21 protein-coding genes are annotated in these 21,312 nt (G+C 74.7%); 13 read left to right on the top strand and 8 right to left on the bottom strand.

Features of this window, described 5'->3' with window-relative positions; all coding sequences use genetic code 11:
• Positions 1 to 20 precede the first annotated feature (20 nt).
• Together IEY96_RS14650 and proB are read right to left on the bottom strand one after the other, a co-directional pair.
• A complete protein-coding gene (locus IEY96_RS14650; protein WP_189195388.1) occupies positions 21 to 1,262 on the bottom strand; it encodes a glutamate-5-semialdehyde dehydrogenase in 1,242 nt (413 codons plus the stop codon).
• Between the two features lie 11 nt (positions 1,263 to 1,273).
• Complete coding sequence (proB, locus tag IEY96_RS14655; protein ID WP_189195389.1) at positions 1,274 to 2,431, bottom strand: glutamate 5-kinase; 1,158 nt, start codon at positions 2,429 to 2,431, stop codon at positions 1,274 to 1,276.
• 13 nt (positions 2,432 to 2,444) lie between these two features.
• Here proB and IEY96_RS14660 point away from each other — a divergent pair, with 13 nt between their 5' ends.
• The 3 genes from IEY96_RS14660 to IEY96_RS14670 are packed head-to-tail and all read left to right on the top strand — an operon-like array spanning position 2,445 to position 5,671.
• A complete protein-coding gene (locus IEY96_RS14660; protein ID WP_107076404.1) occupies positions 2,445 to 2,759 on the top strand; it encodes an MGMT family protein in 315 nt (104 codons plus the stop codon).
• 32 nt (positions 2,760 to 2,791) lie between these two features.
• Positions 2,792 to 4,171: an MFS transporter gene (locus IEY96_RS14665; protein ID WP_229791606.1), complete on the top strand. Its 1,380-nt coding sequence runs from the start codon at positions 2,792 to 2,794 to the stop codon at positions 4,169 to 4,171.
• A 27-nt stretch (positions 4,172 to 4,198) separates the two neighbouring features.
• Positions 4,199 to 5,671, top strand: a complete 1,473-nt coding sequence (locus IEY96_RS14670) for a pyridoxal phosphate-dependent decarboxylase family protein (protein ID WP_189195390.1) — start codon at positions 4,199 to 4,201, stop codon at positions 5,669 to 5,671.
• Positions 5,672 to 5,719: 48 nt separating this feature from the next.
• Here IEY96_RS14670 and IEY96_RS14675 read toward each other — a convergent pair whose 3' ends face one another.
• The 4 genes from IEY96_RS14675 to IEY96_RS14690 form a co-directional block, all read right to left on the bottom strand.
• Positions 5,720 to 6,661, bottom strand: a complete 942-nt coding sequence (locus IEY96_RS14675; RefSeq protein WP_189195391.1) for a hypothetical protein — start codon at positions 6,659 to 6,661, stop codon at positions 5,720 to 5,722.
• A gap of 138 nt (positions 6,662 to 6,799) precedes the next feature.
• Complete coding sequence (locus tag IEY96_RS14680; protein ID WP_189195392.1) at positions 6,800 to 7,738, bottom strand: hypothetical protein; 939 nt, start codon at positions 7,736 to 7,738, stop codon at positions 6,800 to 6,802.
• Positions 7,739 to 7,867: 129 nt separating this feature from the next.
• Positions 7,868 to 9,070 carry a hypothetical protein gene (locus IEY96_RS14685; RefSeq protein ID WP_189195393.1) on the bottom strand — a complete coding sequence of 401 codons (1,203 nt, stop codon included), beginning with the start codon at positions 9,068 to 9,070 and terminating at the stop codon, positions 7,868 to 7,870.
• Positions 9,063 to 9,632, bottom strand: a complete 570-nt coding sequence (locus IEY96_RS14690) for a SigE family RNA polymerase sigma factor (protein WP_189195394.1) — start codon at positions 9,630 to 9,632, stop codon at positions 9,063 to 9,065. The genes IEY96_RS14685 and IEY96_RS14690 overlap by 8 nt, the downstream gene beginning before the upstream one ends.
• Positions 9,633 to 9,768: 136 nt before the next feature.
• On the opposite strand from IEY96_RS14690, the gene IEY96_RS14695 reads away from it, so the two are divergent.
• The gene (locus IEY96_RS14695) at positions 9,769 to 10,344 is read left to right on the top strand and encodes an NADH-quinone oxidoreductase subunit B (RefSeq protein ID WP_189195395.1); all 576 of its coding nucleotides are present in this window, start codon (positions 9,769 to 9,771) and stop codon (positions 10,342 to 10,344) included.
• A 36-nt stretch (positions 10,345 to 10,380) separates the two neighbouring features.
• A complete protein-coding gene (locus tag IEY96_RS14700) occupies positions 10,381 to 11,697 on the top strand; it encodes a DUF2252 domain-containing protein (protein WP_189195396.1) in 1,317 nt (438 codons plus the stop codon).
• Positions 11,698 to 11,736: 39 nt separating this feature from the next.
• Here IEY96_RS14700 and IEY96_RS14705 read toward each other — a convergent pair whose 3' ends face one another.
• Positions 11,737 to 12,783: a glucose 1-dehydrogenase gene (locus tag IEY96_RS14705; protein WP_189195397.1), complete on the bottom strand. Its 1,047-nt coding sequence runs from the start codon at positions 12,781 to 12,783 to the stop codon at positions 11,737 to 11,739.
• Between the two features lie 113 nt (positions 12,784 to 12,896).
• Here IEY96_RS14705 and IEY96_RS14710 point away from each other — a divergent pair, with 113 nt between their 5' ends.
• Together IEY96_RS14710 and nuoH are read left to right on the top strand one after the other, a co-directional pair.
• Positions 12,897 to 13,667 (top strand): NADH-quinone oxidoreductase subunit C, encoded by a 771-nt coding sequence (locus IEY96_RS14710; RefSeq protein WP_189195398.1) that lies wholly within the window; start codon positions 12,897 to 12,899, stop codon positions 13,665 to 13,667.
• Entirely contained in the window at positions 13,667 to 14,629 is a 963-nt protein-coding gene (gene nuoH, locus IEY96_RS14715; RefSeq protein WP_189195399.1) for an NADH-quinone oxidoreductase subunit NuoH, read from the top strand. Before IEY96_RS14710 ends, nuoH begins: the two co-directional genes overlap by 1 nt.
• 16 nt (positions 14,630 to 14,645) lie before the next feature.
• Here nuoH and IEY96_RS14720 read toward each other — a convergent pair whose 3' ends face one another.
• The gene (locus tag IEY96_RS14720; protein ID WP_189195400.1) at positions 14,646 to 15,701 is read right to left on the bottom strand and encodes a glutathione S-transferase family protein; all 1,056 of its coding nucleotides are present in this window, start codon (positions 15,699 to 15,701) and stop codon (positions 14,646 to 14,648) included.
• Between the two features lie 95 nt (positions 15,702 to 15,796).
• On the opposite strand from IEY96_RS14720, the gene IEY96_RS14725 reads away from it, so the two are divergent.
• The 6 genes from IEY96_RS14725 to IEY96_RS14750 all read left to right on the top strand — a co-directional run bounded on the left by IEY96_RS14725 (position 15,797) and on the right by IEY96_RS14750 (position 21,270).
• Complete coding sequence (locus tag IEY96_RS14725; protein ID WP_189195401.1) at positions 15,797 to 16,219, top strand: ester cyclase; 423 nt, start codon at positions 15,797 to 15,799, stop codon at positions 16,217 to 16,219.
• A 78-nt stretch (positions 16,220 to 16,297) separates the two neighbouring features.
• Entirely contained in the window at positions 16,298 to 16,888 is a 591-nt protein-coding gene (locus tag IEY96_RS14730) for a NuoI/complex I 23 kDa subunit family protein (protein ID WP_373293572.1), read from the top strand.
• A complete protein-coding gene (locus IEY96_RS14735) occupies positions 16,885 to 17,490 on the top strand; it encodes an NADH-quinone oxidoreductase subunit J family protein (RefSeq protein WP_229791607.1) in 606 nt (201 codons plus the stop codon). Before IEY96_RS14730 ends, IEY96_RS14735 begins: the two co-directional genes overlap by 4 nt.
• Positions 17,487 to 17,843 (top strand): NADH-quinone oxidoreductase subunit NuoK, encoded by a 357-nt coding sequence (nuoK, locus tag IEY96_RS14740; protein WP_189195402.1) that lies wholly within the window; start codon positions 17,487 to 17,489, stop codon positions 17,841 to 17,843. Before IEY96_RS14735 ends, nuoK begins: the two co-directional genes overlap by 4 nt.
• Entirely contained in the window at positions 17,840 to 19,765 is a 1,926-nt protein-coding gene (locus tag IEY96_RS14745; RefSeq protein ID WP_189195403.1) for an NADH-quinone oxidoreductase subunit 5 family protein, read from the top strand. Before nuoK ends, IEY96_RS14745 begins: the two co-directional genes overlap by 4 nt.
• Positions 19,762 to 21,270, top strand: coding sequence for a complex I subunit 4 family protein (locus tag IEY96_RS14750; protein ID WP_189195404.1), 1,509 nt, complete (start codon positions 19,762 to 19,764; stop codon positions 21,268 to 21,270). Before IEY96_RS14745 ends, IEY96_RS14750 begins: the two co-directional genes overlap by 4 nt.
• Positions 21,271 to 21,312: the final 42 nt, after the last annotated feature.

Raw genomic sequence — 21,312 nt, forward strand, 5'->3', positions numbered from 1 at the left:
GAGCCGTCCGGGCCGGCCGGTCAGCGCAGGTGGCCGTCCCCGGTGACCACGTACTTGGTGCTGGTCAGCTCGGGCAGCCCCATCGGGCCACGGGCGTGCAGCTTCTGGGTGGAGATGCCGATCTCGGCGCCGAAGCCGAACTCGCCGCCGTCGGTGAAGCGGGTGGACGCGTTCACCATCACGGCGGCGGCGTCGACCCGGGCCACGAACTCGCGGGCCGCCGGCTGGGAGTCGGTGACGATCGCCTCGGTGTGCCCGGTGCCGTGCCGCCGGATGTGCGCGACCGCCGCGTCCAGCGAGTCGACCACCGCGACCGAGATGTCGGCGGAGAGGTATTCGGTGTCGAAGTCCTCCTCGGTGGCCGGCACCACCGCGTCGGAGTACGCCGCCACCCGCGCGTCGCCGTGCACGGTCACCCCGGCGTCGGCGAAGGCGGCCAGCACGGCCGGCAGGAAGGCGTCCGCGATGCCCGCGTGCACCAGCAGGGACTCGGCCGTGTTGCACGTGGACAGGCGCTGGGTCTTGGAGTTCAGGGTGACCGCCACGGCCTTGGCCAGGTCGGCGGCGGCGTCCACGTAGACGTGGCAGTTGCCCACCCCGGTCTCGATCACCGGCACGGTCGACTCCTCGACCACGGTCCGGATGAGCGACGCGCCGCCGCGCGGGATCAGCACGTCGACCAGGCCCCGGGCGCGCATCAGCTCCTTGACCGAGTCGCGGGTGCTGGCGTCGAGGAGCTGCACCGCGTCGGCCGGCAGGCCGGCGCCGGCGACCGCGTCCCGGAGCACCGCGACCAGGGCCGCGTTGGAGTGCGCCGCCGAGGAGGAACCGCGCAGCAGCGCCGCGTTGCCGGACTTCAGGCAGATCCCGGCCGCGTCCACGGTCACGTTGGGGCGGCCCTCGTAGATGATGCCGACCACCCCGAACGGCACCCGGACCTGGCGCAGCTCCAGCCCGTTGGGCAGGGTCGCGCCGCGGACCACCTCGCCGACCGGGTCGGGCAGCGCGGCCATCTGGCGCAGCGCGTCCGCGATGCCGGCCACCCGGCCCCCGTCGAGGGCCAGCCGGTCCAGCACGGCCGCGCTCAGCCCGGCCTCCCGCCCGGCCGCCAGGTCCGCCGCGTTCGCGGTCAGGATCTCCGGGGTACGCGCCACCAGCGCGTCGGCCATCGCGTGCAGCGCGGCGTCCTTGACCGTACGGGTGGCGACCGCGAGGGCCTCCGCCGCGACCCGGGCCCGCCGGGCCTGCTCGACCACGCTCATGCCAGCACTCCTCACAGCAGCACGAGGTCGTCGCGGTGGACGACCTCCCGTTCGTACGCCGGGCCGAGCGCCGCGGCGAGTTCCGTGGTGGAGCGACCGAGCAGCCCCGGCAGCTCGACCGCGTCGTAGTTGACCAGCCCGCGGGCGACCGGCGCGCCCTCGGTGTCGACCAGGTCCACGGGGTCCCCGGCGGTGAACGCGCCGTCCACCGCGGTGATCCCGGCCGGAAGCAGGGACTTGCGCCGGCCCACCACGGCCTGCACCGCGCCCGGGTCGAGGTGCAGCCGGCCGCGCGGTGCGGTGGCGTGCGCCAGCCAGAAGAGCCGGGCGGCCGGGCGCCGGCTGCTCGGGTGGAAGAAGGTGCCGACCGGCTCGCCGGCCAGCGCCGGCGCGGCCAGCGGCGCGGCGGTGAGCACCACCGGGATGCCGAAGCCCGTGGCGATCCGGGCCGCTTCGACCTTGGTGACCATGCCGCCGGTGCCCACGCCGGCCCGCCCGGCCCCGCCGATGTCGACGCCGGCCAGGTCGCCCTCGCCGTGCACCTCGGTGATCCGGGTGCTGCCGGCCCGGGTCGGGTCGCCGGTCCAGAGCGCGTCCACGTCCGACAGCAGCACCAGCAGGTCGGCGTCGACCAGGGCGGCGACCAGCGCGGCGAGCCGGTCGTTGTCGCCGAACCGGATCTCCTCGGTGGCCACCGTGTCGTTCTCGTTGACGATCGGCACGGCCCGCAGGTCGAGCAGCTTGCGCAGGGTCCGGTACGCGTTGCGGTAGTGCGCCCGCCGGGTCACGTCGTCGACGGTGAGCAGCACCTGCCCGACGGTCAGCCGGTGCCGGGCGAAGGCGGCCGCGTACCGGCCGATGAGCAGGCCCTGTCCGACGCTGGCGGCGGCCTGCTGGGTGGCCAGGTCGCGGGGGCGCCGGGGCAGCCCGAGCGGGGCCAGGCCGGCGGCGATCGCGCCGGAGGAGACCAGCACCACCTCGCGCCCCGCGGCGGCCAGCGCGCCGAGCGCGTCGACCAGCGCGTCGACCCGGGTGTCGTCGAGGCCGCCCGCCGGGGTGGTCAGCGAGGACGAGCCGATCTTGACGACGACCCGGCGGGCCGAGGTGACTGCTTCGCGCACCGGACCATTCTGCGCGCTGCGGTCCGCCGCGCCTCGGCGCGTTCCCATATCGTGGCAGCCCGTGACACCTGACGAGTACGTCGAGGCGGTGCTGGACCTGGTCGAGCGGATCCCGCCCGGCCGGGTGATGTCGTACGGGGCGGTGGCCGACGCCCTCGCCGAGCGGTCGGGGCGGGCCTCGGCCCGGCTGGTCGGCTCGATCATGGCCCGGCACGGTGGCGGGGTGCCGTGGCACCGGGTGGTGAACTCGGCCGGCCGGCTGCCACCGGGGCACGAGGTGGAGGCGCGGGCCCGGCTGCGCGCCGAGGGCTGCCCGCTGCGGCCCGCTGGGGTGGACATGGCGGCGGCCGCCTGGTCGCCCGACGAGGGGATGTGACCGCCGACATAACGTGAGTAGCATTCGGCTCCATGACGGAAACGGGCGGGAGCCTGCCTCGCCGGGTGCACGCCGGATACGCGCTGGGCTCGCTGGTCACCGGCGCGTTCGGGACGGTGCCGGGGCTGCTCCTGCTGCCGTACCTCACCGACACGCTGGGCGTCGCGGCCGGGGTGGCCGCCCTGCTGGTGCTCCTGCCGAAGGCGTGGGACGTGCTGGTCAACCCGGTCGCCGGGCGGATCTCCGACCGCACCCGGTCCCGCTGGGGCGCGCGCCGGCCGTACCTGCTCGGCGGCGGGCTGGCGCTGGCCGTCCTCTTCGCCGCGATCTTCGCGGCGCCGTTCGGGGCCGGCCCGGCCGCCGGGACGTACGTGGCCGTGGCGTTCCTGGCCACCGCGACCGCGTTCGCCTTCTTCCAGGTGCCCTACGTGGCCATGCCCGCCGAGCTGACCGGCGACCCGGCGGAGCGTACCCGGCTGATGAGCTGGCGGATCGCGGTGCTCGCGCTGGCCATCCTGGTCTCCGGCGCGGTGGCCCCGGCCGTGGTGACCGCCGGCGGCGACGGCGTGCCGGGGCACCGCTGGATGGGCCTGTTCGTGGCGGCGCTCATCGTGGCCGGCACGGTCGGCGCGTTCCTCGGCACCCGGTCCGCACCGAGCGGCACGGTGGGGGAGAGCGAGCCGAGCCTGCGCGCCCAGCTTGCCGTCGCCGCCCGGAACCGGCCGTTCCGGGCGCTGCTGGCCTGCTTCGTGATCCAGTCCGCCGGGGTGGCCACCGTGCTGGCCGGGGTCAAGTACTTCGCTGACCAGGTGCTCCGCGCCCCGGACAGTGGGCCGACCCTGCTCTTCGCCTGCTTCGTCGGCCCGGCGCTGCTGGTCATGCCGCTGTGGACGCGGGCCGGCGCCCGGCTGGGCAAGCGCACCGCGCTGGTCGCCGCGTCCCTGCTGTTCGCGGCGGGCGCCCTCGCCCTGGTCGCGTCCCCGGCGTTGCCGGCCGCCGGGGTGTACGCCGTGGTCGCGCTGATCGGCGTCGGTTACGCCGGCCAGCAGGTCTTCGCGCTGGCCATGCTGCCGGACTGCATCGCCTACGACACCGCGCGCACCGGGCGGCGGCAGGCCGGCGTGTTCACCGGGCTGTGGACCGCCGGGGAGACGTTCGGGCTGGCCCTCGGTCCCGGCATCTACGGCCTGGTCCTCCAGCTCTCCGGCTACGTCTCCTCGTCCACCGGGGTCGCGGCGACCCAGTCGGCAACCGCCCGACTCGGCGTGCTGCTCGGCTTCACGGTTCTGCCGGCCCTCCTGGTAGCCGCCCCCGTGGTGCTCCTACGCGGCTACACCCTGACCCCGGCTGACCTGGCCGCCGCCCCCAGCTCCGGTGATCATGGAGTTGCGGTCGTGGATGAAAGCCGCTGAATGCCACAGAAAGGGCACCAGAAGTCCATGATCGATGAAACGACCGGCGCGCTGCCCGTCGAGGGCGTGCCCGCGGCGCGGGTGCTCGACGAGATTCGGGCCCTGCGGGCGGCCGACCGGCCGACGCACGGCGGGCGGTTGTTCGCCTACGTCTACGACCCCGGGGTGGCCGGGCTGGACGAGCTGGCGCAGGCCGCTTACGCGGAGAGCGCGCACGTCAACGGCCTCGACCCGACCGCCTTCCCGTCCCTGCTGGCCATGGAGAACGCGCTGGTCGGGGCGGCCGCCCGGCTGCTCGGCGGCGGCCCCGGCACCTCCGCGCCGGACGTGGTCGGCAGCGTCACCAGCGGCGGCACCGAGTCGCTCATCCTGGCCGTCAAGGCGGCCCGGGACGCCCGGCCCGACCTCACCGAGCCGCGGATCGTGGTGCCGGTCAGCGGGCACGCCGCCTTCGCCAAGGCGGCCCACTACCTGCGGGTGGCCCTCGACCCGGTGCCGGTGGACCCGGTGACCCTGCGCCCGGCCCCCGCCGACGTGGCCGCCGCGATCCGGCCGGAGACCGTGCTGGTGGTCGCCTCCGCCCCGTCGTACGCGCACGGCGTGGTGGACCCGGTGGCGGAGATCGCGGCCGTGGCGGCGGCGGCCGGGGTGCGCTGCCACGTGGACGCCTGCTTCGGCGGCTGGACACTGCCCTGGCTGCGCCGGCTCGGCGCGCCGGTGCCCCCGTTCGACTTCGCCGTGCCCGGGGTCACCTCGATCTCGGTCGACCTGCACAAGTACGCGTACGCCCCGAAGGGGGTGTCGGTGCTGCTGCACCGGGATCCGGGCCTGCGCGCGCCGCAGTTCTTCGCGTACGGCGACTGGCCCGGCTACACCATGGTCAACCCGGTGATCGCCTCGACCCGGTCGGGCGGGCCGATCGCCGCCGCGTACGCCACCCTGCGGCACCTCGGCGAGGATGGCTACCTGCGGCTGGCCGCCGTGACCCGGGACGCGGTCGCCGGGCTGGCCGACGCGGTCCGCGCGGTCGACGGGCTGCGGCTGCTGGCCGAACCGGAGTCGACAGTGGTCTGCTTCACCGCCGACGACCCGGGGCTGGACCTGTTCGTGCTGGTGGACGAGCTGACCGCCCGGGGCTGGCACCCCCAGCCGCAGCTCGCGTACGCGGGCCTGCCGGCCAGCGTGCACCTCACGGTGACCGCGGCGGTGGCCCCGCGGGTGGCCGAGTTCGGCCCGGCGCTGGCCGAGGCGGCGGCGGCCACCCGGGCGGCCGGGCCCGTCGTGCTGCCGCCGGAACTGCTGGCGCTCGCCGGCAGCCTCGCCCCGGAGGCGCTCACCCCGGACCTCATCGCCGGGTTCGCCGCCGGCCTCGGACTCGGCGCCGGACCGGCGCCGGACCGGATGGCGGCCGTGAACACCCTGCTCCAGGCGGCCCCGGTCCGGCTGCGAGAGCGGCTGCTCGTGGAGTTCGTCGGGCTGCTCCAGCGCCCGACCTGGTGACCACGACGAGGGCCCGGAACCCTGCGGTCCCGGGCCCTCGCGGAGTGGTCAGCTCGCGTCGGCCGTCACGGTGAACGAGGCGGTGTTGTCCGCCGGGTCGACGTCCTGCACGTCCTCGCAGTAGCAGAAGCTCGACATCGCCGTGTAGGACCCGGTGCCCAGCTCACCCGCCGGGGTGCCGGCCGGAGCGCTCAGGATGACGTCGAAGGTGCGCTCCTCGCCGGGCATGAACCGCCCGCCCGGCACGCTGAAGCCGAGGTCCCAGCTCGGCATGTCCTGGGGTTCGATGTGGTTGACGACCACCCCGGCCGGCAGGGTCGCCGAGACATTGATGTCGTACGACGGTGCGTCGTTGCCGTAGCGCACCGTCAGCGGCATCCGCCCTTCGAGGCTCCCGTCGGCGAGCCGGTGCAGGGTCACGGCGCCGGCGGTGGCCCGGATGTCGCTCTTCGCCGCCTGCACGTAGGGCTGCGGCTTCTTCAGGCTGCCGGTGGTGGAGCGGAAGACCGTGGTGACCGTCGCGGTGGCGGCGGGCTCGCCGGTGTCGCCGAGAACGCTGATCTCGCTGTCGGCGGCGGTCATCGCGTACTTCCGCGGGGTCGTCCAGGCGTGGAAGCCGAAGGTGTAGGTCTGGCTCGCGCCCGGCTCGATCGTCTCCCCGATGCACTCGATCCGCATCCGGTTCGCGGAGAGCCCCTGGTAGAGGCAGGGGCCGCCGGGGGTGACGCTGTCGAACGAGGCGCCGACCGGCTCGACGAACGCGAGCGACGGGTAGTCGGCCGTGGTGCCGTTGTTGGTGACGGTCACGGCGAAGGTGCCGGCGTACCCCTGAGTGGTGGGGCTGAGCACCAGCCGCTGGGCGGTGATCGACCACGGACCGTCGGCCTCGGCGGGCGCGGCGGTGGCCGGCGCTGCGGCGGCGAGCAGCGCCAGCGCGGAGCCCAGCAGGCCGGCGGCGACCCGCCGGCCGGTGGATGCGGTGATGGACATGGATGTTCCTCCCCGTTCGGCGACGAGCCCGCCGGCTCCGGCGGGCGTCGATGGGCACGATATCGATGGCCGGCGACGGCGACAGGCCCGTGGGACGAAACGGACCCGGCGCGCCCGCGCCGGGTCCGTCGTCGCCGGTCAGCTCGCGTCGACCGCGGTCACCGCGAAGGAGGTGCTGTTGTCGGCCGGGTCCACGTCCTGCGGGTCGGCCCCCCAGAAGTAGCTCCCGGCCACGGTGAAGGTGCCGGTGCCCAGGTCACCGGCCGGCGTGCCGGCCGGCGCGCTGAGGAAGACGTCGAAGGTCCGCTCCTCGCCGGGCATGAACCGGCCGCCGGGCACCGTGAACCAGTTGGGGAAGCTCGGCATGTCCTGCGGCTCGATGTGGTGGACCTCCACCCCGGAGGGCAGGGCGGCCTCGACGTTGAGCGAGAAGGTCGGGGCGTCGTTGCCGTAGCGCACGGTGACCGGCATCCGCCCGAGCAGGCTGCCGTCCGGCTGCCGGCTGAGCGCCACCGCGCCGCCCCGGATGCTCAGGTCGGTCTCGGTGGCCTGCACGTACGGGCGGGGCTTGCGCAGGCTGCCGGTGGTGGAGCGGAACAGGGTGGTGAAGCCGGTGGCGTCGGCGGCCCGGGCAGCGCCGTCCGGGACCACCTCGATCCGCCCGCCGTCGGCGACCATCGGGTAGTCGCGGGTGGTGGTCCAGACGTGGAAGCCGAGCCGGAAGGTGACGCTTCCCCCGGCCTCGACCCGGTCGCCCATGCAGCTGATGACCAGCCGGTTCGCCACGAGCCGGTCGTAGAGGCAGGCCCCGCCGGGCTCGATCGTGGCGAACGAGGCGCCGGCCGGCTCCGTGATCACCAGGCTCACCGACGTCGCGGTCGGCCTGCGGTTGGTGACGGTGGCGGCGAGCGTCCCGACGTACCCCTGGCCGGTCGGCTCCAGGACGAGCCGCTGCGCCGTGACGTCGATGCCGCCGGTGGTCCCGGTCGGCGCGGCGGCGGCCGGTGCGGCCAAGGCGAGCAGGGCGGCGGCCCCACCGAGCAGCGCGGTGGCGACCCGTGTCGTACGTGTGGTCATGCTGGTCCTCCCGTGAATCCCCGTTGTGGACGGCGGCGCTTCCGCCGGTCCGATGCTGGTGACACGTCCCCCTCGGACGGTCGGTTGCGGTGGCCGGTGTCGTCTACCCGACCTGCTGAGCCGGGTCGGCTAGCCGGCCGTGCGCAGCTCGACGTAGTTGTCCTTGAACTTCAGGTCGCCCCACCACCGCTCCTGCGGGTCGTAGTGGATGACCCGCAGGGTCGGCCGGATGTCCGCCATTTCCGGCGGGTCGTAGCGGAACGTGAAGGTGTAGGTCTTCCGCTTCCCGGCCGCCAGGGCGTCGAGGACGCAGGCGTCCCCCCCGTCCGACCGCACCGTCCGGCACCGGCTCAGGTCCCCGCCCGCCGGCTCGCCGATGGTGAAGAAGTCGGAGAAGCCGAGCAGGGGCACGTCCACCGGTCCCTTGTTCACCACCGTGAGGGTCACCGTGGCGGTGCGGTTGCCCTTCGTGTCCGGCTGCCCGACGACCAGGTCGCCGGCCGTGAGGGAGAGGTCGGTCAGGCGGGGGTCAACGCCGAACTTCGTCGGCCCCGCCGTCTGGGTGAACCGCTCGCCGGTCCAGGCGTACGTCCGCCACTGCCGCTGCGGCGACCACTCCGGGACGCTGCAACAGGGCTGGATGTCGGCCACGTACGCCCGGATCTTCCCGTCGTCCTGCACCGAGAAGTCGGTGATGTCGTCCATCCCCTCGTGGGTGCCGACCACCCGGCCCATGGTGACGATCCGGCCGGCCCCGTCCCGGTCGAAGGCCAGCACCTGCTTCGCCAAGGCCTCGCCGTAGCGGCAGGCGACCAGCGCCACCGTCTCGGTCGCGCCGTCGCCGTCGAGGTCGCCGTAGCGGGGGTCGGCCAGCAGCCTCGGCACGGAGTCCGACTCCGCCGCGGACCGGAGCCGGACGTTGTCGCTGACGCAGGTCTTCGGGGCGTACCCAGGCCAGGTCGGCAGGTCCAGCCGGGCGGCGAGCAGTTGGGACCGGCTGATCCGCCCGTCCGGGGCGGCCGGGGTGGCGCTGGCCGTGCTCGGCGTCGGTGGGGGCGGGGTCGGCGAGGCCGTCGTCTCCGACGGGCTCGGGGTGGCGGTCTGCGCCGGCCCCGGCCTCGGGTCGGGACGCCGGTTCAGGGCGGCGTTCGCGCCCACCGGGATGGCCACGGCGAGCACCACGGCCGCCGCGGTGACCACCGCGGTACGGCGGCGCCGGCGGCGGACGGTCTCCCGCACCGCCGTCGTCCCGGCCGGGTGCACCGCCGGGGCGTACGCCTCGCGGAACGCGGCGAACTCGCCGCTGACCAGGATGTCCTCAAGTTCAGTCATGGTGGTTCACCTCGTTCGTGGTGGCGAGCTGGGCCGCCAGCGCGGCCCGGCCCCGGTGCAGCCAGGACTTGACGGTGCCCTCCGGCACCCCCTCCTGCTCCGCGATCTGCACGACCGAGAGATCGGCCAGGTAGTGCAGCACCACGGCGCGGCGCTGGACGGTCGGCAACTGGGCCAGCGCGGCGGTCAGCGCCACCCGGTCCGGGCCCGGACCCGGCACGTGCTCCTCGCGCTGCCGGTGCAGCCAGGACTGGGCCGTGCGCAGCCGCCGCCACCGGCTCGTGGCCAGGTTCCAGGCGACCCGGCGTACCCAGGCCACCGGGTCGTCGTAGCGGGACACCCGCGACCAGCGGGCGAACGCCCGGCAGAACGCCTCCTGCACCAGGTCCTGCGCCTGCGACAGGTCGCCGCAGTAGGCGGCGAGCTGGAGCGTCAGGGACCGGAAGTGCGCATGGTAGAGCCCGTCGAAGTCGATCGCCTCACGCCCGTCCGGGCGTTCCGGCCGGTCCGCTGTCCCCCCGGGTGGCGGCTCGCCGAGCCGTGGCTCCCTCGTCACCGTCATCTGTTCCTCCCCGTGCACGTGCCGCCGGCGCGGTCACGCCCGTCACACGCCCTGACGCGGGCACCGGTTGCGCCGGTTGCCGTTCCGGGTGCTGTGGTTGACTGTCAACTCGAAGACAGGCGAGGGGAGGCGCGAGGTGCAGTTGCCGGCCGTGCTCGGCGAGCCGATCCGGTTCGTGCTGAACTGGGGCCGCCGCTACTCCCTCTGGGTGTTCAACTTCGGGCTGGCCTGCTGCGCCATCGAGTTCATCGCCACCAGCATGGGCCGGCACGACTTCATGCGGCTCGGCGTGATCCCCTTCGCCCACGGCCCCCGCCAGGCCGACCTCATGGTGGTCTCCGGCACGGTCACCGACAAGATGGCCCCGGCCATCAAGCGGCTCTACGACCAGATGCCCGAGCCGAAGTACGTCATCTCGTTCGGCGCCTGCTCCAACTGCGGCGGGCCCTACTGGGACTCCTACTCGGTGACCAAGGGCGTCGACCAGCTCATCCCCGTCGACGTCTACGTGCCCGGCTGCCCGCCCCGCCCGGAGGCGCTGCTGCACGGCATCCTCCGCCTCCAGGAGAAGATCGCCGCCGAGGAGGCCGGCCTCGGGGGCGTGCCGCGCCCCGACCGGCTCGCCCCGCCGGTCGACCCGCGGCCCGCGGAGAGCACTCCCCGGCCGGTGCAATCCCTCACCGCGCCACCGGTACGTCCCCCGGCCGGCTGAGCCGCGAGGTGGCGGCGCGGGGCTAGCCTGCGCATCATGACCCAGTCCGCGGACAAGCGTTCCGCCTTCATCGTCGACGTGCTCACCGAGGAGTTCGGCGCGTCGATGGCGATCGACCCGGCGGCGTTCCGCCGCAAGTTCCGCAAGATGGCCGCCTCCCCGTTCGCCTTCTACCGGGGCAGCGCCTCGCTCTTCTACGCGGACCAGCGCGGCGACTTCGCCAGCGACCGGTTCCTCGACGACCGGACCAGCCGGGTGTGGATTCACGGCGACCTGCACGCCGAGAACTTCGGCACCTACATGAACGCCTCCGGGCAGCTCGTCTTCAACGTCAACGACTTCGACGAGGCGTACGTCGGGCCGTTCTCCTGGGACCTGAAGCGCTTCGCCGCCAGCGTGGCCCTGCTCGGCTACGCCAAGGCGCTCTCCGACCGGGTGATCGGCGAGCTGGTGGCCGGCTTCGCCCGGTCGTACCTGGCCGAGCTGCGGGCCATCGCGGCCGGCGGCGACGACGCGATCGGCTCGATCACCCTGGACAACGCCGACGGCGTGCTGCGCCGGGTGCTCCAGCAGGCCCGGCTGAACACCCGGGTCGACCTGCTCGCCACGCAGACCACCATCGACAACTACGAGCGCCGGTTCTCCCTGGGTGACGGGGTCTACGAGGTCGACGCCGCGACCCGGGAAAAGGTGTGCGCCGCCTTCCAGGACTACCTGGGCACGCTGCCGGTGGGTAGCGCCCGGCTCCGCCCGGTCGCCGCGAACATCAAGGACGTGGTGCTGCGCAAGGGCGTGGGCATCGGCTCGGCCGGGCTGCCCTCGTACAACCTGCTGCTGGAGGGGCACACCCAGGCGCTGGAGAACGACGTCGTCATCTACATGAAGCAGGCCCAGGTGCCGGCGGTGGCGCGGCACATCGACGACGAGGGGGTCCGCTCGTACTTCCGGCACCAGGGGCACCGGACCGCCGAGTCGCAGCGCGCGTTGCAGGCGCACGCCGACCCGTGGCTGGGCTTCACCGAGCTGGACGGGGCCGGCCAGCTCGTCGCCGAGGTCTCCCCGTACGCGGCCGACCTCGACTGGGCCGACGTCAACGAGCCGGAGGAGCTCGGCGGGGTGCTCACCGACCTGGGCCGGGCGGTGGCCCGGATGCACTCGGTGGCCGACGACGAGTCCAGCCACGACCTGGTGGACTACTCCACCGAGGAGGCGATCGTCGCGGTCGTGGACGCCGACGCGGAGCGCTTCGTCGACTACCTGATCGACTTCGCGCACACCTACGGCATCCGGGCCCGCGAGGACCACCAGCTCTTCGTGGACCTGTTCCGCAACGGCCGGCTCCCCGGCATCTGAGGCTCCGGGGCGGTGGAGCCCGCGCTCCGCCGCCCCGCCTCACCGCTCGAATTCGAGCACCACCTTGATGTCCTCGCCCGCGGACGCGTACGCGTCGGCGTACGAGGAGACCGGCACCCGCCGGGTGATCAGCGAGTTCAGCCAGGACTGGTCGGCCCGGGCGAGCGCGTCCGCCGCCATGTCCCAGTGCCGGCGGTTGGCGTTCACCGAGCCGAAGACCACGTTGTTCTCCAGCACCAGGTCCCGGTTGAGCGCTCCCGCGTCGAAGTTGATGGTCCGGCCGCCGCTGGACACGCCGGTGAGACAGACGACGCCGTTCGGTCCGGCCTTGCACATGGCGTCCAGCACCACCACCGGGGCGCCGGTGCACTCCACCACCACGTCCGGCGCGAAGTCCAGCTCCGCCACCGTCGTGGTGTGGTACGTCGCGCCGAGCGCGCGGACCAGCTCCGGCTTCGGCCCGGTCTTGTTCCGGTCCAGCACGTGCACCGACAGCCCGCGCTGGATGCCCATCAGGGCGGCCAGCAGCCCGATCGGCCCGGCGCCGGTGACCAGCACGTTCTGCGGTTGCCACACGGCCCGGCTGCCGATCCGTTCGATGTGGTCCCACGCCTTCGCCACCACGCTCGTCGGCTCCAGCAGCATCCCGACCGGCGCGAGCACCGGGTCCAGGCGGACGGCGAACCGGGGCTGCACCCGCCAGCGGTCCCGGGCGAAGCCGGGCAGCCCCTTGATCCCGTGCTCGGTGTACCGGCCGTTGCGGCACATGTCCCACTCGCCCACGGCGCAGTTCGGGCAGGGCACCGGATCCGGGTGCCGGACGATCCCGGCCACCAGGTCGCCGGGCTGGAGGGTGCCCGTCGGGTCCTCCAGCACCCGGCCCAGCGCCTCGTGACCGAGCACGAGCCGGTCCTGGCCGCGCGGGGCCTCGCCGTACTCGCCCGCGATGATCTCCAGGTCGGTCCCGCAGACGCCGACAGCCAGGGCCTGCACCAGGATCGCGCCCTCCTCCGCGACCGGCTCGGGCCAGTCGTCGACGAGACGCAGCGAATCGGGGACGCCGGGAGTCACAGTGACAGCGCGCACGGTGTTCATCCTTCCCCGGCGGAGGCCCGCGCGCCGGCAAAGCGGTGGATCCCGCCCGGGCGGGCGTGGACGGCCCGACACGGCTCCGGGCCGGCGGCCATAGGATCAGCGGCATGACTCCGGAAGAGGTCGGCCGACGGGTGGTCGCGCTGCTCGCGCCCGTCGAGGCCACCGCGTCGGTCTCCGGCGGTCAGGGGTACGCCCGCGCCACCGTCGACGTACCCCCGGCGAGCTGGCGCGACGCGGTGCGCGCGGCACGCGGCGACGCCGAGCTGGGCTGCGACTTCTTCGACTGGCTGTCCGCCGTCGACGAGCTGGCCGAGGGCTTCGACATCGTGGCCCACCTGTGGTCGGTCCGGCACCGGCACGGGCTGCTGCTGCGTACCCGGGTGCCGCGGGAGACGCCGGTCGTGGCGTCCGTGGTCGACGTCTTCCCGGGTGCGGCCTGGCACGAGCGGGAGACCCACGAGATGTTCGGCATCGGCTTCGAGGGGCACGGCGAGCTGCGGCCGCTGCTGCTGCCGCCGGAGTTCGAGGGCCACCCGCTGCGCAAGGAGTTCGTGCTCGCCTCCCGGGTGGCCAAGCCGTGGCCGGGCGCGAAGGAGCCGGGCGAGTCGGAGGCGGGCGGCGGTCGCCGGCCGATCCGGCCGCCGGGCGTGCCGGCGCCGGGGGAGTGGGGCACGACGCCCACGCCGGCCGGCGCGGCCGGGATGGGCGAGGGCCCCCGTGGGGGTACGCCGGCCCGCCCGGCCCGCGAACGTCCCGCCCGCCCGGCCCCGGGTGAGCGTCCGGCCCCGGGTGAGCGCCCCGCCCCGGGCGCGGGTCGGCCGGCCGGTCCGGTCCGCCGGGAGCCGGGGGCCGACACCGAGGAGGGGGAGGGCTGATGCCGACCTGGTTGGAGCTGGTCCTCCGGGTGGCGGCCGTGCTCGTCGCGTTCCTCACCCTGCCGCTGATCGTGGGCCAGACCGAGCACAAGGTGATGGCCCACATGCAGGGCCGGCTCGGCCCCATGTACGCGGGCGGCTTCCACGGCTGGGCGCAGCTGGTGGCCGACGGCATCAAGTTCGTCCAGAAGGAGGACGTCACCCCGCGCGATGCGGACCGGCCCGTGTTCCGGCTGGCCCCCGCGGTGGCCCTGGTGCCCTACCTGCTCGCCCTGCTGGTCATCCCGCTCGGTCCGGGCGACCTGGTGGGGCAGCCGCTGGACATCGGCCTGTTCTTCGTGCTGGCCGTGGTCGGCATCGGGGTGCTGGCAGTGCTCATGTCGGCCTGGGCCTCGGCCAACAAGTACAGCCTGCTCGGCGGGCTGCGCGGGGCGGCACAGCTGCTCGGCTACGAGCTGCCACTGGTGCTGGCCGCCGCCTCGGTGGCGATGGCGGCGGGGACGCTCAGCCTGCCCGGCATCGTGGCGGCGTGGCACCCCTGGTGGCTGCTGTGGCAGGCGCCGGCCATGGTGATCTTCTTCGTCGCCGGGCTGGCCGAGATCCGCCGGCCCCCGTTCGACATGCCGGTCGCCGACTCCGAGCTGGTCTTCGGCTACATGACCGAGTACACCGGCCTGCGCTTCGCGTTCTTCCTGCTCGCCGAGTACGTCGGCATCGTGGTGATCGCCGCCCTGACCACGGTGCTGTTCCTGGGCGGCTGGCACGGCCCGTTCGCCGACGCCCAGCTCGGCTGGCTGTGGACCCTGCTCAAGGTGTTCGCCGTCGCGTTCGTGATCATCTGGCTCCGGGTGAGCTACCCACGGCTGCGCGAGGACCAGCTCCAGCGCCTCTGCTGGCTGGTGCTGGTCCCGCTGGCCCTGGCCCAGCTGGTGCTGACCGCCGCCGTCCGCCTGGCCATGTGAGGGAAGGCCCGCGGGGTCAGCCGAGATCGCGCAGCGGGGTGTGGGCCGGCTCGACGCGTTCGTGCGGCGGCGCCGGCAGCGGCGGGGTGCCGTCGCCGAACGGGCGGCCGCCGAGCTGCTCGCGGCCGTGCGGGGTGAGCCAGTTCGCCAGGTCCGGGCCGAGCGGCACGACCCCGGTCGGGTTGATGTCCCGGTGCACCTCGTAGTAGTGCCGCTTGATGTGGTCGAAGTCGACGGTGTCGCCGAAGCCCGGGGTCTGGAACAGGTCCCGGGCGTACGCCCAGAGCACCGGCATCTCGGCGAGCTTCTGCCGGTTGCACTTGAAGTGGCCGTGGTAGACCGGGTCGAAGCGGACCAGCGTGGTGAACAGCCGGACGTCCGCCTCGGTGATCGTGTCGCCGACCAGGTAGCGCTGCCCGGCCAGCCGCTCGGTCAACCAGTCCAGCCGGTCGAAGAGCCGGTGGTACGCCCGCTCGTACGCCTCCTGGCTGCCGGCGAAGCCGCACCGGTAGACGCCGTTGTTCACGTCCGCGAAGACCACCGCGTTGACCTCGTCGATCTCGTCGCGCAGCCGCTCCGGGTAGAGCTGCGGCGCGCCCGGCCGGTGGTGCGCGGTCCACTCCGTCGACAGGTCCAGGCTCATCTGCGCGTAGTCGTTGGTGACCACCTGCCCGGTCGGCACGTCCACGATCGCCGGCACCGTGATGCCGCGCTCGTAGCCGGGGAAGCGCCGGAAGTAGGCGTCGGCCAGCCGCTCGATGCCGAGCACCGGGTCCCGGCCGCCCGGGTCGAGGTCGAAGGTCCAGCTCCGCTTGTCGTGGGTGGGCCCGGCCACCGCCATCGAGATGGCGTCCTCCAGCCCGAGCAGCCGCCGGACGATGATCAGCCGGTTCGCCCACGGGCAGGCCCGGCTGACCGCCAGCCGGTACCGGCCCGCCTCCACCGGCCAGCCGCTCGCCCCGTCGGCGGTGATCCGGGTGGCGATGTAGCGCTGGTCCCGGGTGAACTCGCCGCCCGGCTCGACGTACTTGCCGCCGGTCCGGTCGAGGATCTCGTCGCTGTTGCCGCCCACGCCGCCTCCCGAGGATGTCTCGTTCCGGTCCCATCATGGTCGTTCGGGCCGCTCCTGGCAGGCCGAGCGGGAAGGGCGGCGGCTAGGCTGCCGCCGTGACCGATGTGGAGGCGGCGGCCCGACGCTTCATCGCGGACGTGTGGAACGCCGGCCGCGAGGAGAGCGCGTACGACCTGATCGCCGAGGACTGCCCGGGGCTGGGCGGGACCGGCCCGGAGGCCACCCTGGCCTGGCACCGGGACCGGCGGGCGTCCTTCCCCGACCTGCGCTACAAGGTCGTCGAGCTGGTGGCCGCCGGCGACCGGGTGGCCGTGCACTGGCGGGCCGCCGGCACCCAGGCCGGGCAGTTCGGCCCGGTGCCGCCGACCGGCCGGGTGGTCAGCTACTCCGGGGCGAGCTTCCTCCGCTTCGACGAGACCGGCCGGATCGTCGACGTGTGGAGCGTCAACGAGCTGTTCCAGGTGCTCCAGCAGCTCGGCGTCGAGATGCTCCCGCCGCTGCCGGCCACCGGGGCCTGACCCGACCGGCGGCCCGTCGGCGGGCGATCCGCCGGGTGGTGGTCGCGCGCGCCGGGGGCACAGGGCAGGATGGGCGGCATGAGTGAGCGCAGCGGGGTGCCCGGCGAGGGGCTGGTGAAGGGCCTGGCGGTCACGCTGAAGACGATGACCCGCCGCTCGACCACGCAGCAGTACCCGGACGTGGCCCCCGAGCTGCCGCCCCGCTCCCGCGGCGTGATCGCGCTGCTGGAGGAGAACTGCACGGTCTGCATGCTCTGCGCCCGCGAGTGCCCGGACTGGTGCATCTACATCGACTCCCACAAGGAGGAGGTGGCGGTCCCCGGCGCCGCCCGTCCCCGCCAGCGCAACGTGCTCGACAAGTTCGACATCGACTTCTCGCTCTGCATGTACTGCGGCATCTGCATCGAGGTCTGCCCGTTCGACGCGCTCTACTGGACTCCCGAGTTCGAGTACGCCGAGTACGACATCAAGGACCTGCTGCACGACAAGGACCACCTGGGCGAGTGGATGGTCACCGTCCCGCCGCCGCCGGCCCACGACCCGCACGGCGATCCCTCGAAGGAGGAGACCACCGCCGCCCGCAAGGCCGCGGCCCCCGCCGCGCGTCCGGCCCCGACCCGGGTACGCCCCGAGCCCGGCGCCGAGCAGGGCGGAGGCGCGCCGTCATGACGGGTGCGGACGTGCTGCTGCTGGCCCTCGGCGCGGTGGCGGTGGGCGCCGGCGCGCTGGTGGTGGCCACCCGGCACCTGGTCCGGGCCGGCCTCTGGCTGGTGGTCTGCCTGGGCGCGCTGGCCGGTGACTACCTGGTGCTCGGCGCCGAGCTGGTGGCCTGGGTGCAGGTGCTCATCTACGTCGGCGCGGTCGTGGTGCTGCTGCTGTTCGCGGTGATGCTCACCCGGGCCCCGATCGGCCCCTCCGACGACCTCGACCGGCCCGGCTGGCCGGCCGCGCTCATCGGCGCCGGCAGCGGGCTGGGCCTGGCCGTGCTGCTCGTCGACGCGTTCCGCTGGTCCCGGGTCGCGCTGCCGGCCACGGGCACCGCCGAGCGCCTCGGCGAGCAGGTGTTCCGCTCCTGGGTGCTGCCCTTCGAGGTGCTCTCGGTGCTGCTGCTCGCCGCGCTGGTCGGCGCGATCGTGCTCTCCCGCCCCGACATCGGCCGCCCCGGCGCGACCCCGGCTGCCGCCCCGGCCCGCCCCGGCCGCCCGGCCGGCCCGGTCGAGCCGGCCCGCCCGGTGGTGGCTGCGGCCGGCGACGAGGGCGGGCGCGCGTGAGACCGGTCATCCCGTACGTCACCGCCGCGCTGCTGTTCGGCCTCGGCGTCTACGGCGTGCTGCGCCGCCGCAACGCCGTCCTCGTGCTCATGGCCGTCGAGCTGATGCTCAACGCCGTCAACCTGATCCTGGTCACCGCCGACACCACGGTCCGCGCCGCGCTGCCGCACTCCGGCCAGGTCTTCGCGCTCTTCGTGATCGTGCTCGCCGCCGCCGAGATCGGCGTCGGGCTGGCCATCGTGCTCCAGCTCTACCGGCTGCGGGCCAGCGTCACGGTGGACGACGTGCCGCTCGCCGAGGCGCCCGCCCCGGCCACCGGGGCCGCCGCCGACGGGGGCGAGGGGGAGAAGTGACCGGACTGCTCGCGGTGGCGCTGCCCGGCGTACCCCTGGTGGCCGGCCTGCTCGGGCTGCTGCTGCCGCCCTCGCCGCGCGGGGCGACCACGGGGGAGGGCCCGGCGCGGCGGGCGGCCATCGCGCTCGGCGTGGCCGGCGCGGCGCTCGCGCTGCTGGCGGCGCTGGGTCTGCTGCTCCGGGTGGACGCGCCCGTCGAGGCCGCCACCGACTGGGTCGACCTGGGCGGGCTCCGGGTCACCCTCGGCTGGCGGCTGGACGGGGTGGCCGTGCTGGTCGCCGTGGCGGTCGCCGCGGTGGCCCTGGCCGTGCAGGTCTACTCGATCGGCTACCTGCGGCGCGGCCCGCACGACGACGTCGAGGTGGACCACCGCTACCCGCCCTACGCGGCCCAGATCAGCCTGTTCACGGCCGCCATGCTGACCGTGGTGGTCTCCGGCGACCTGATCCTGCTGCTGGTCGGCTGGGAGGTGATGGGCATCTGCTCCTACCTGCTCATCGCCCACGACCGGCGGCTGCCCGAGGCGCCGGCCGCCGCCGTGAAGGCGTTCCTGGTCACCCGGGTGGGTGACGTCGGCTTCCTGCTCGGCATCGCGCTGCTCGGCGTCGGCGCGGGCAGCTTCCGGATCGCCGACGTGCTGGCCCACGACTACTCCTCCGGCACGCTCACGGCGGCCTGCCTGCTGCTGCTCGCCGGGGTCGCCGGCAAGAGCGCGCAGTTCCCGCTGCACAGCTGGCTGCCGGACGCCATGGCCGGCCCCACGCCGATCTCGGCGCTGATCCACGCGGCCACGATGGTCGCCGCCGGGGTCTACGCGGTGGCCCGGCTCTTCCCGCTCTTCGCGCAGGCCCCGGCCGCCCTCGCCGTGCTCGGGGTGATGGCGGCGGTGACCCTGCTGCTCGGCGCGTTCGCGGCCACCGCACAGGACGACATCAAGCGGGTGCTGGCCTGGTCGACGGTCTCCCAGATCGGCTACATGACCGGCGCGCTCGCGGTCGGCGCCCCCGCTGCGGCCCTGTTCCACCTGCTCGCCCACGCGGCGTTCAAGGCGCTGCTGTTCCTTGCGGCCGGCGTGGTGATCCACGCCGTCGGCACCACCCTGATGTCCCGGATGGGCGGCCTGCGCACCGCCATGCCGGTGACCTTCTGGTGCATGCTGATCGGCCTCGGGGCGCTGGCCGGGGTGCCGCCGCTGTCCGGCTTCTGGAGCAAGGACGGGGTGCTCGCCGCCGCGCAGGCCGCCGCGCTGGACGGCGCCGGCCCGGCCCCGGCCTGGGTGGGCTGGCTGGTGTGGCTGGCCGGGCTGCTCGGCGTCGCGGTCACCGCCTGGTACGCGACCCGCCTGCTGCTGCGGACCTTCCTCGGCACGACCCGGATCCCGCTGGCGCACCCGCACGACCCGCCGGCCGTGCTGCGCTGGCCGGTGCTGCTGCTCGCGGTGCCCGCCGCGCTGCTCGGCCTGGCCGCCTTCGCCCCGTGGTTCGCCGACCGGCTGCGGGTGCCGGCCGACGCTTCCGGTGAGGCCGTCGAGCTGGTCCACCTCGCCCCGAACCTGGTCCTGCCGTTCCTGCTGCTGCTCGCCGGCGCCGGCGTGGCCTGGGCCGGCTGGCGCCGCGACCCGGCTGCCGACCCGGCGCGCTTCCTGGGTCCGCTGCGGCCGGTCTTCGCCCGGGCGTTCCGGCTCGACGACGTCCAGCACGCCCTCGTCGTACGCCCGACGACCGCCCTGGCCCGCGTCGTGCGGACCGGTGACGAGCTGGGGGTGGACGGCCTCGTGGAGGGCAGCGGCCGGGCCGCGGTCGAGCTGGGCGGCGGGCTGGCCGCGCTGCACCGGGCCGCGCTGCCCCGCGCGGCGGCCGGGGTGCTGGCCGGCGCGCTGCTCATCGGCCTCGCGGTCGCCCTGATCGGAGTGGCCTCATGACGTTCGGGCAGTTCCTGCTGGTCGCGGTCCTCGCGGTGCCCGCGCTGGGCGCGGTCGCGGCCGCCGCTCTCCCCGGTGACCGGTCCGGCCGGCTGGTCGGCACGGCCGCCGCCGCGCTGACCCTGCTCGCCACCCTGCCGCTGGTCGGCGGCGACCACGGCTGGTTCGGTTACGGCCCCCGGCCGGCCGTGCAGCCCTGGCACCAGCTCGACGTGTCCTGGGTGCCCGGCCTCGACCTGCGCTTCCACCTCGGGGTGGACGGCATCTCCTGGCCGCTGGTGGTGCTCACCGCGCTGCTCACCCTGCTCTGCTGCGGCTACACGCTCTGGCGGGTGCCCTCCGGTGGCGGCAGCGGGCGGGCGCTGGTGGCGCTGCTGCTGGTGGTCGAGGTGGGCATCCTGGGCACCTTCCTCGCCCTCGACCTGGTGCTGTTCTTCCTGTTCTTCGAGGTCGTCCTGCTCCCCATGTACGCGATCATCGCCGGCTGGGGTGGCGACGACCGACGCCGGGCGGCCCGCAAGTTCGCCCTCTACACGCTGTTCGGCTCGGTGCTGCTGCTGGTCGGCGTCTACGTGGTGGTCGCCGCCGCGGGCACCGCCGACCTCGTGACGCTGACCGGCGGCGCCGGGCTGTCCCGGGGCACCCAACTGGCCGCGTTCACCCTGCTGGCGCTGGCGTTCGCCGTGAAGAGCCCGCTCTGGCCGCTGCACTCCTGGCTGCCCGACGCGCACACCCAGGCCCCCACCGTGGGCAGCGTGATCCTGGCCGGGGTGCTGCTCAAGATGGGCACGTACGGGCTCATCCGGGTGGCCGTCGGCGTCGCCCCGGAGGGCGCCCGCTGGGCCGCGCCGGTGCTCGGGGTGCTCGCCGTCGCGGCGATCCTGGTCGGTGGCCTGGTCTGCCTGGCACAGGACGAGCTGAAGCGGCTGATCGCGTACTCCAGCGTGGGGCACATGGGCTTCGTGCTGCTCGGGGTCGCCACGCTCACCGCCACCGGCCTCCAGGCCGCGCTCATCGGCAACATCGCGCACGGCGTCATCACCGGGCTGCTGTTCTTCCTGGCCGGGGCCGTCAAGGACCGCACCGGCACCGGGTCGCTCGCCGAGCTGTCCGGGCTGCGGGAGACCGCGCCCCGGCTGGCCGGGCTGCTCGGCTTCGCGGCGGTCGCCTCGCTGGGGCTGCCCGGGCTGGCCGGCTTCTGGGGCGAGGCGTTCGCCGTGGTGGCCGCCGTCCGGCGGGGCGGCGGGTTGTGGACCACCCTGGCAGTGCTGGCCGCGGTGGGCGGGGCGCTGGCCGCCGCGTACTTCCTGCGGTTGCTCCGCCGGATCACCCACGGGCGGCCCAGCCCGGCGGTGGCCCCGCTCGCGCCCGGCCTGGCCGGGGCGGAGCTGACCGCGTGGGCGCCGCTGGTGCTGCTCGCCCTCGCCGTCGGCCTCGCCCCCGCACTGGTCCTGTCCTACGCCTCCGGCCCGGTCGGCGCCCTGCTGGGAGTGGTCACCAAGTGAGCGCGAGGAGTGCAGCGGAGCGGAGCCCCGCAGTCGCGAACG

It is taken from the genome of Micromonospora fulviviridis (assembly GCF_014648395.1).
GTDB classification, from domain to species: Bacteria; Actinomycetota; Actinomycetes; order Mycobacteriales; family Micromonosporaceae; genus Micromonospora; species Micromonospora fulviviridis.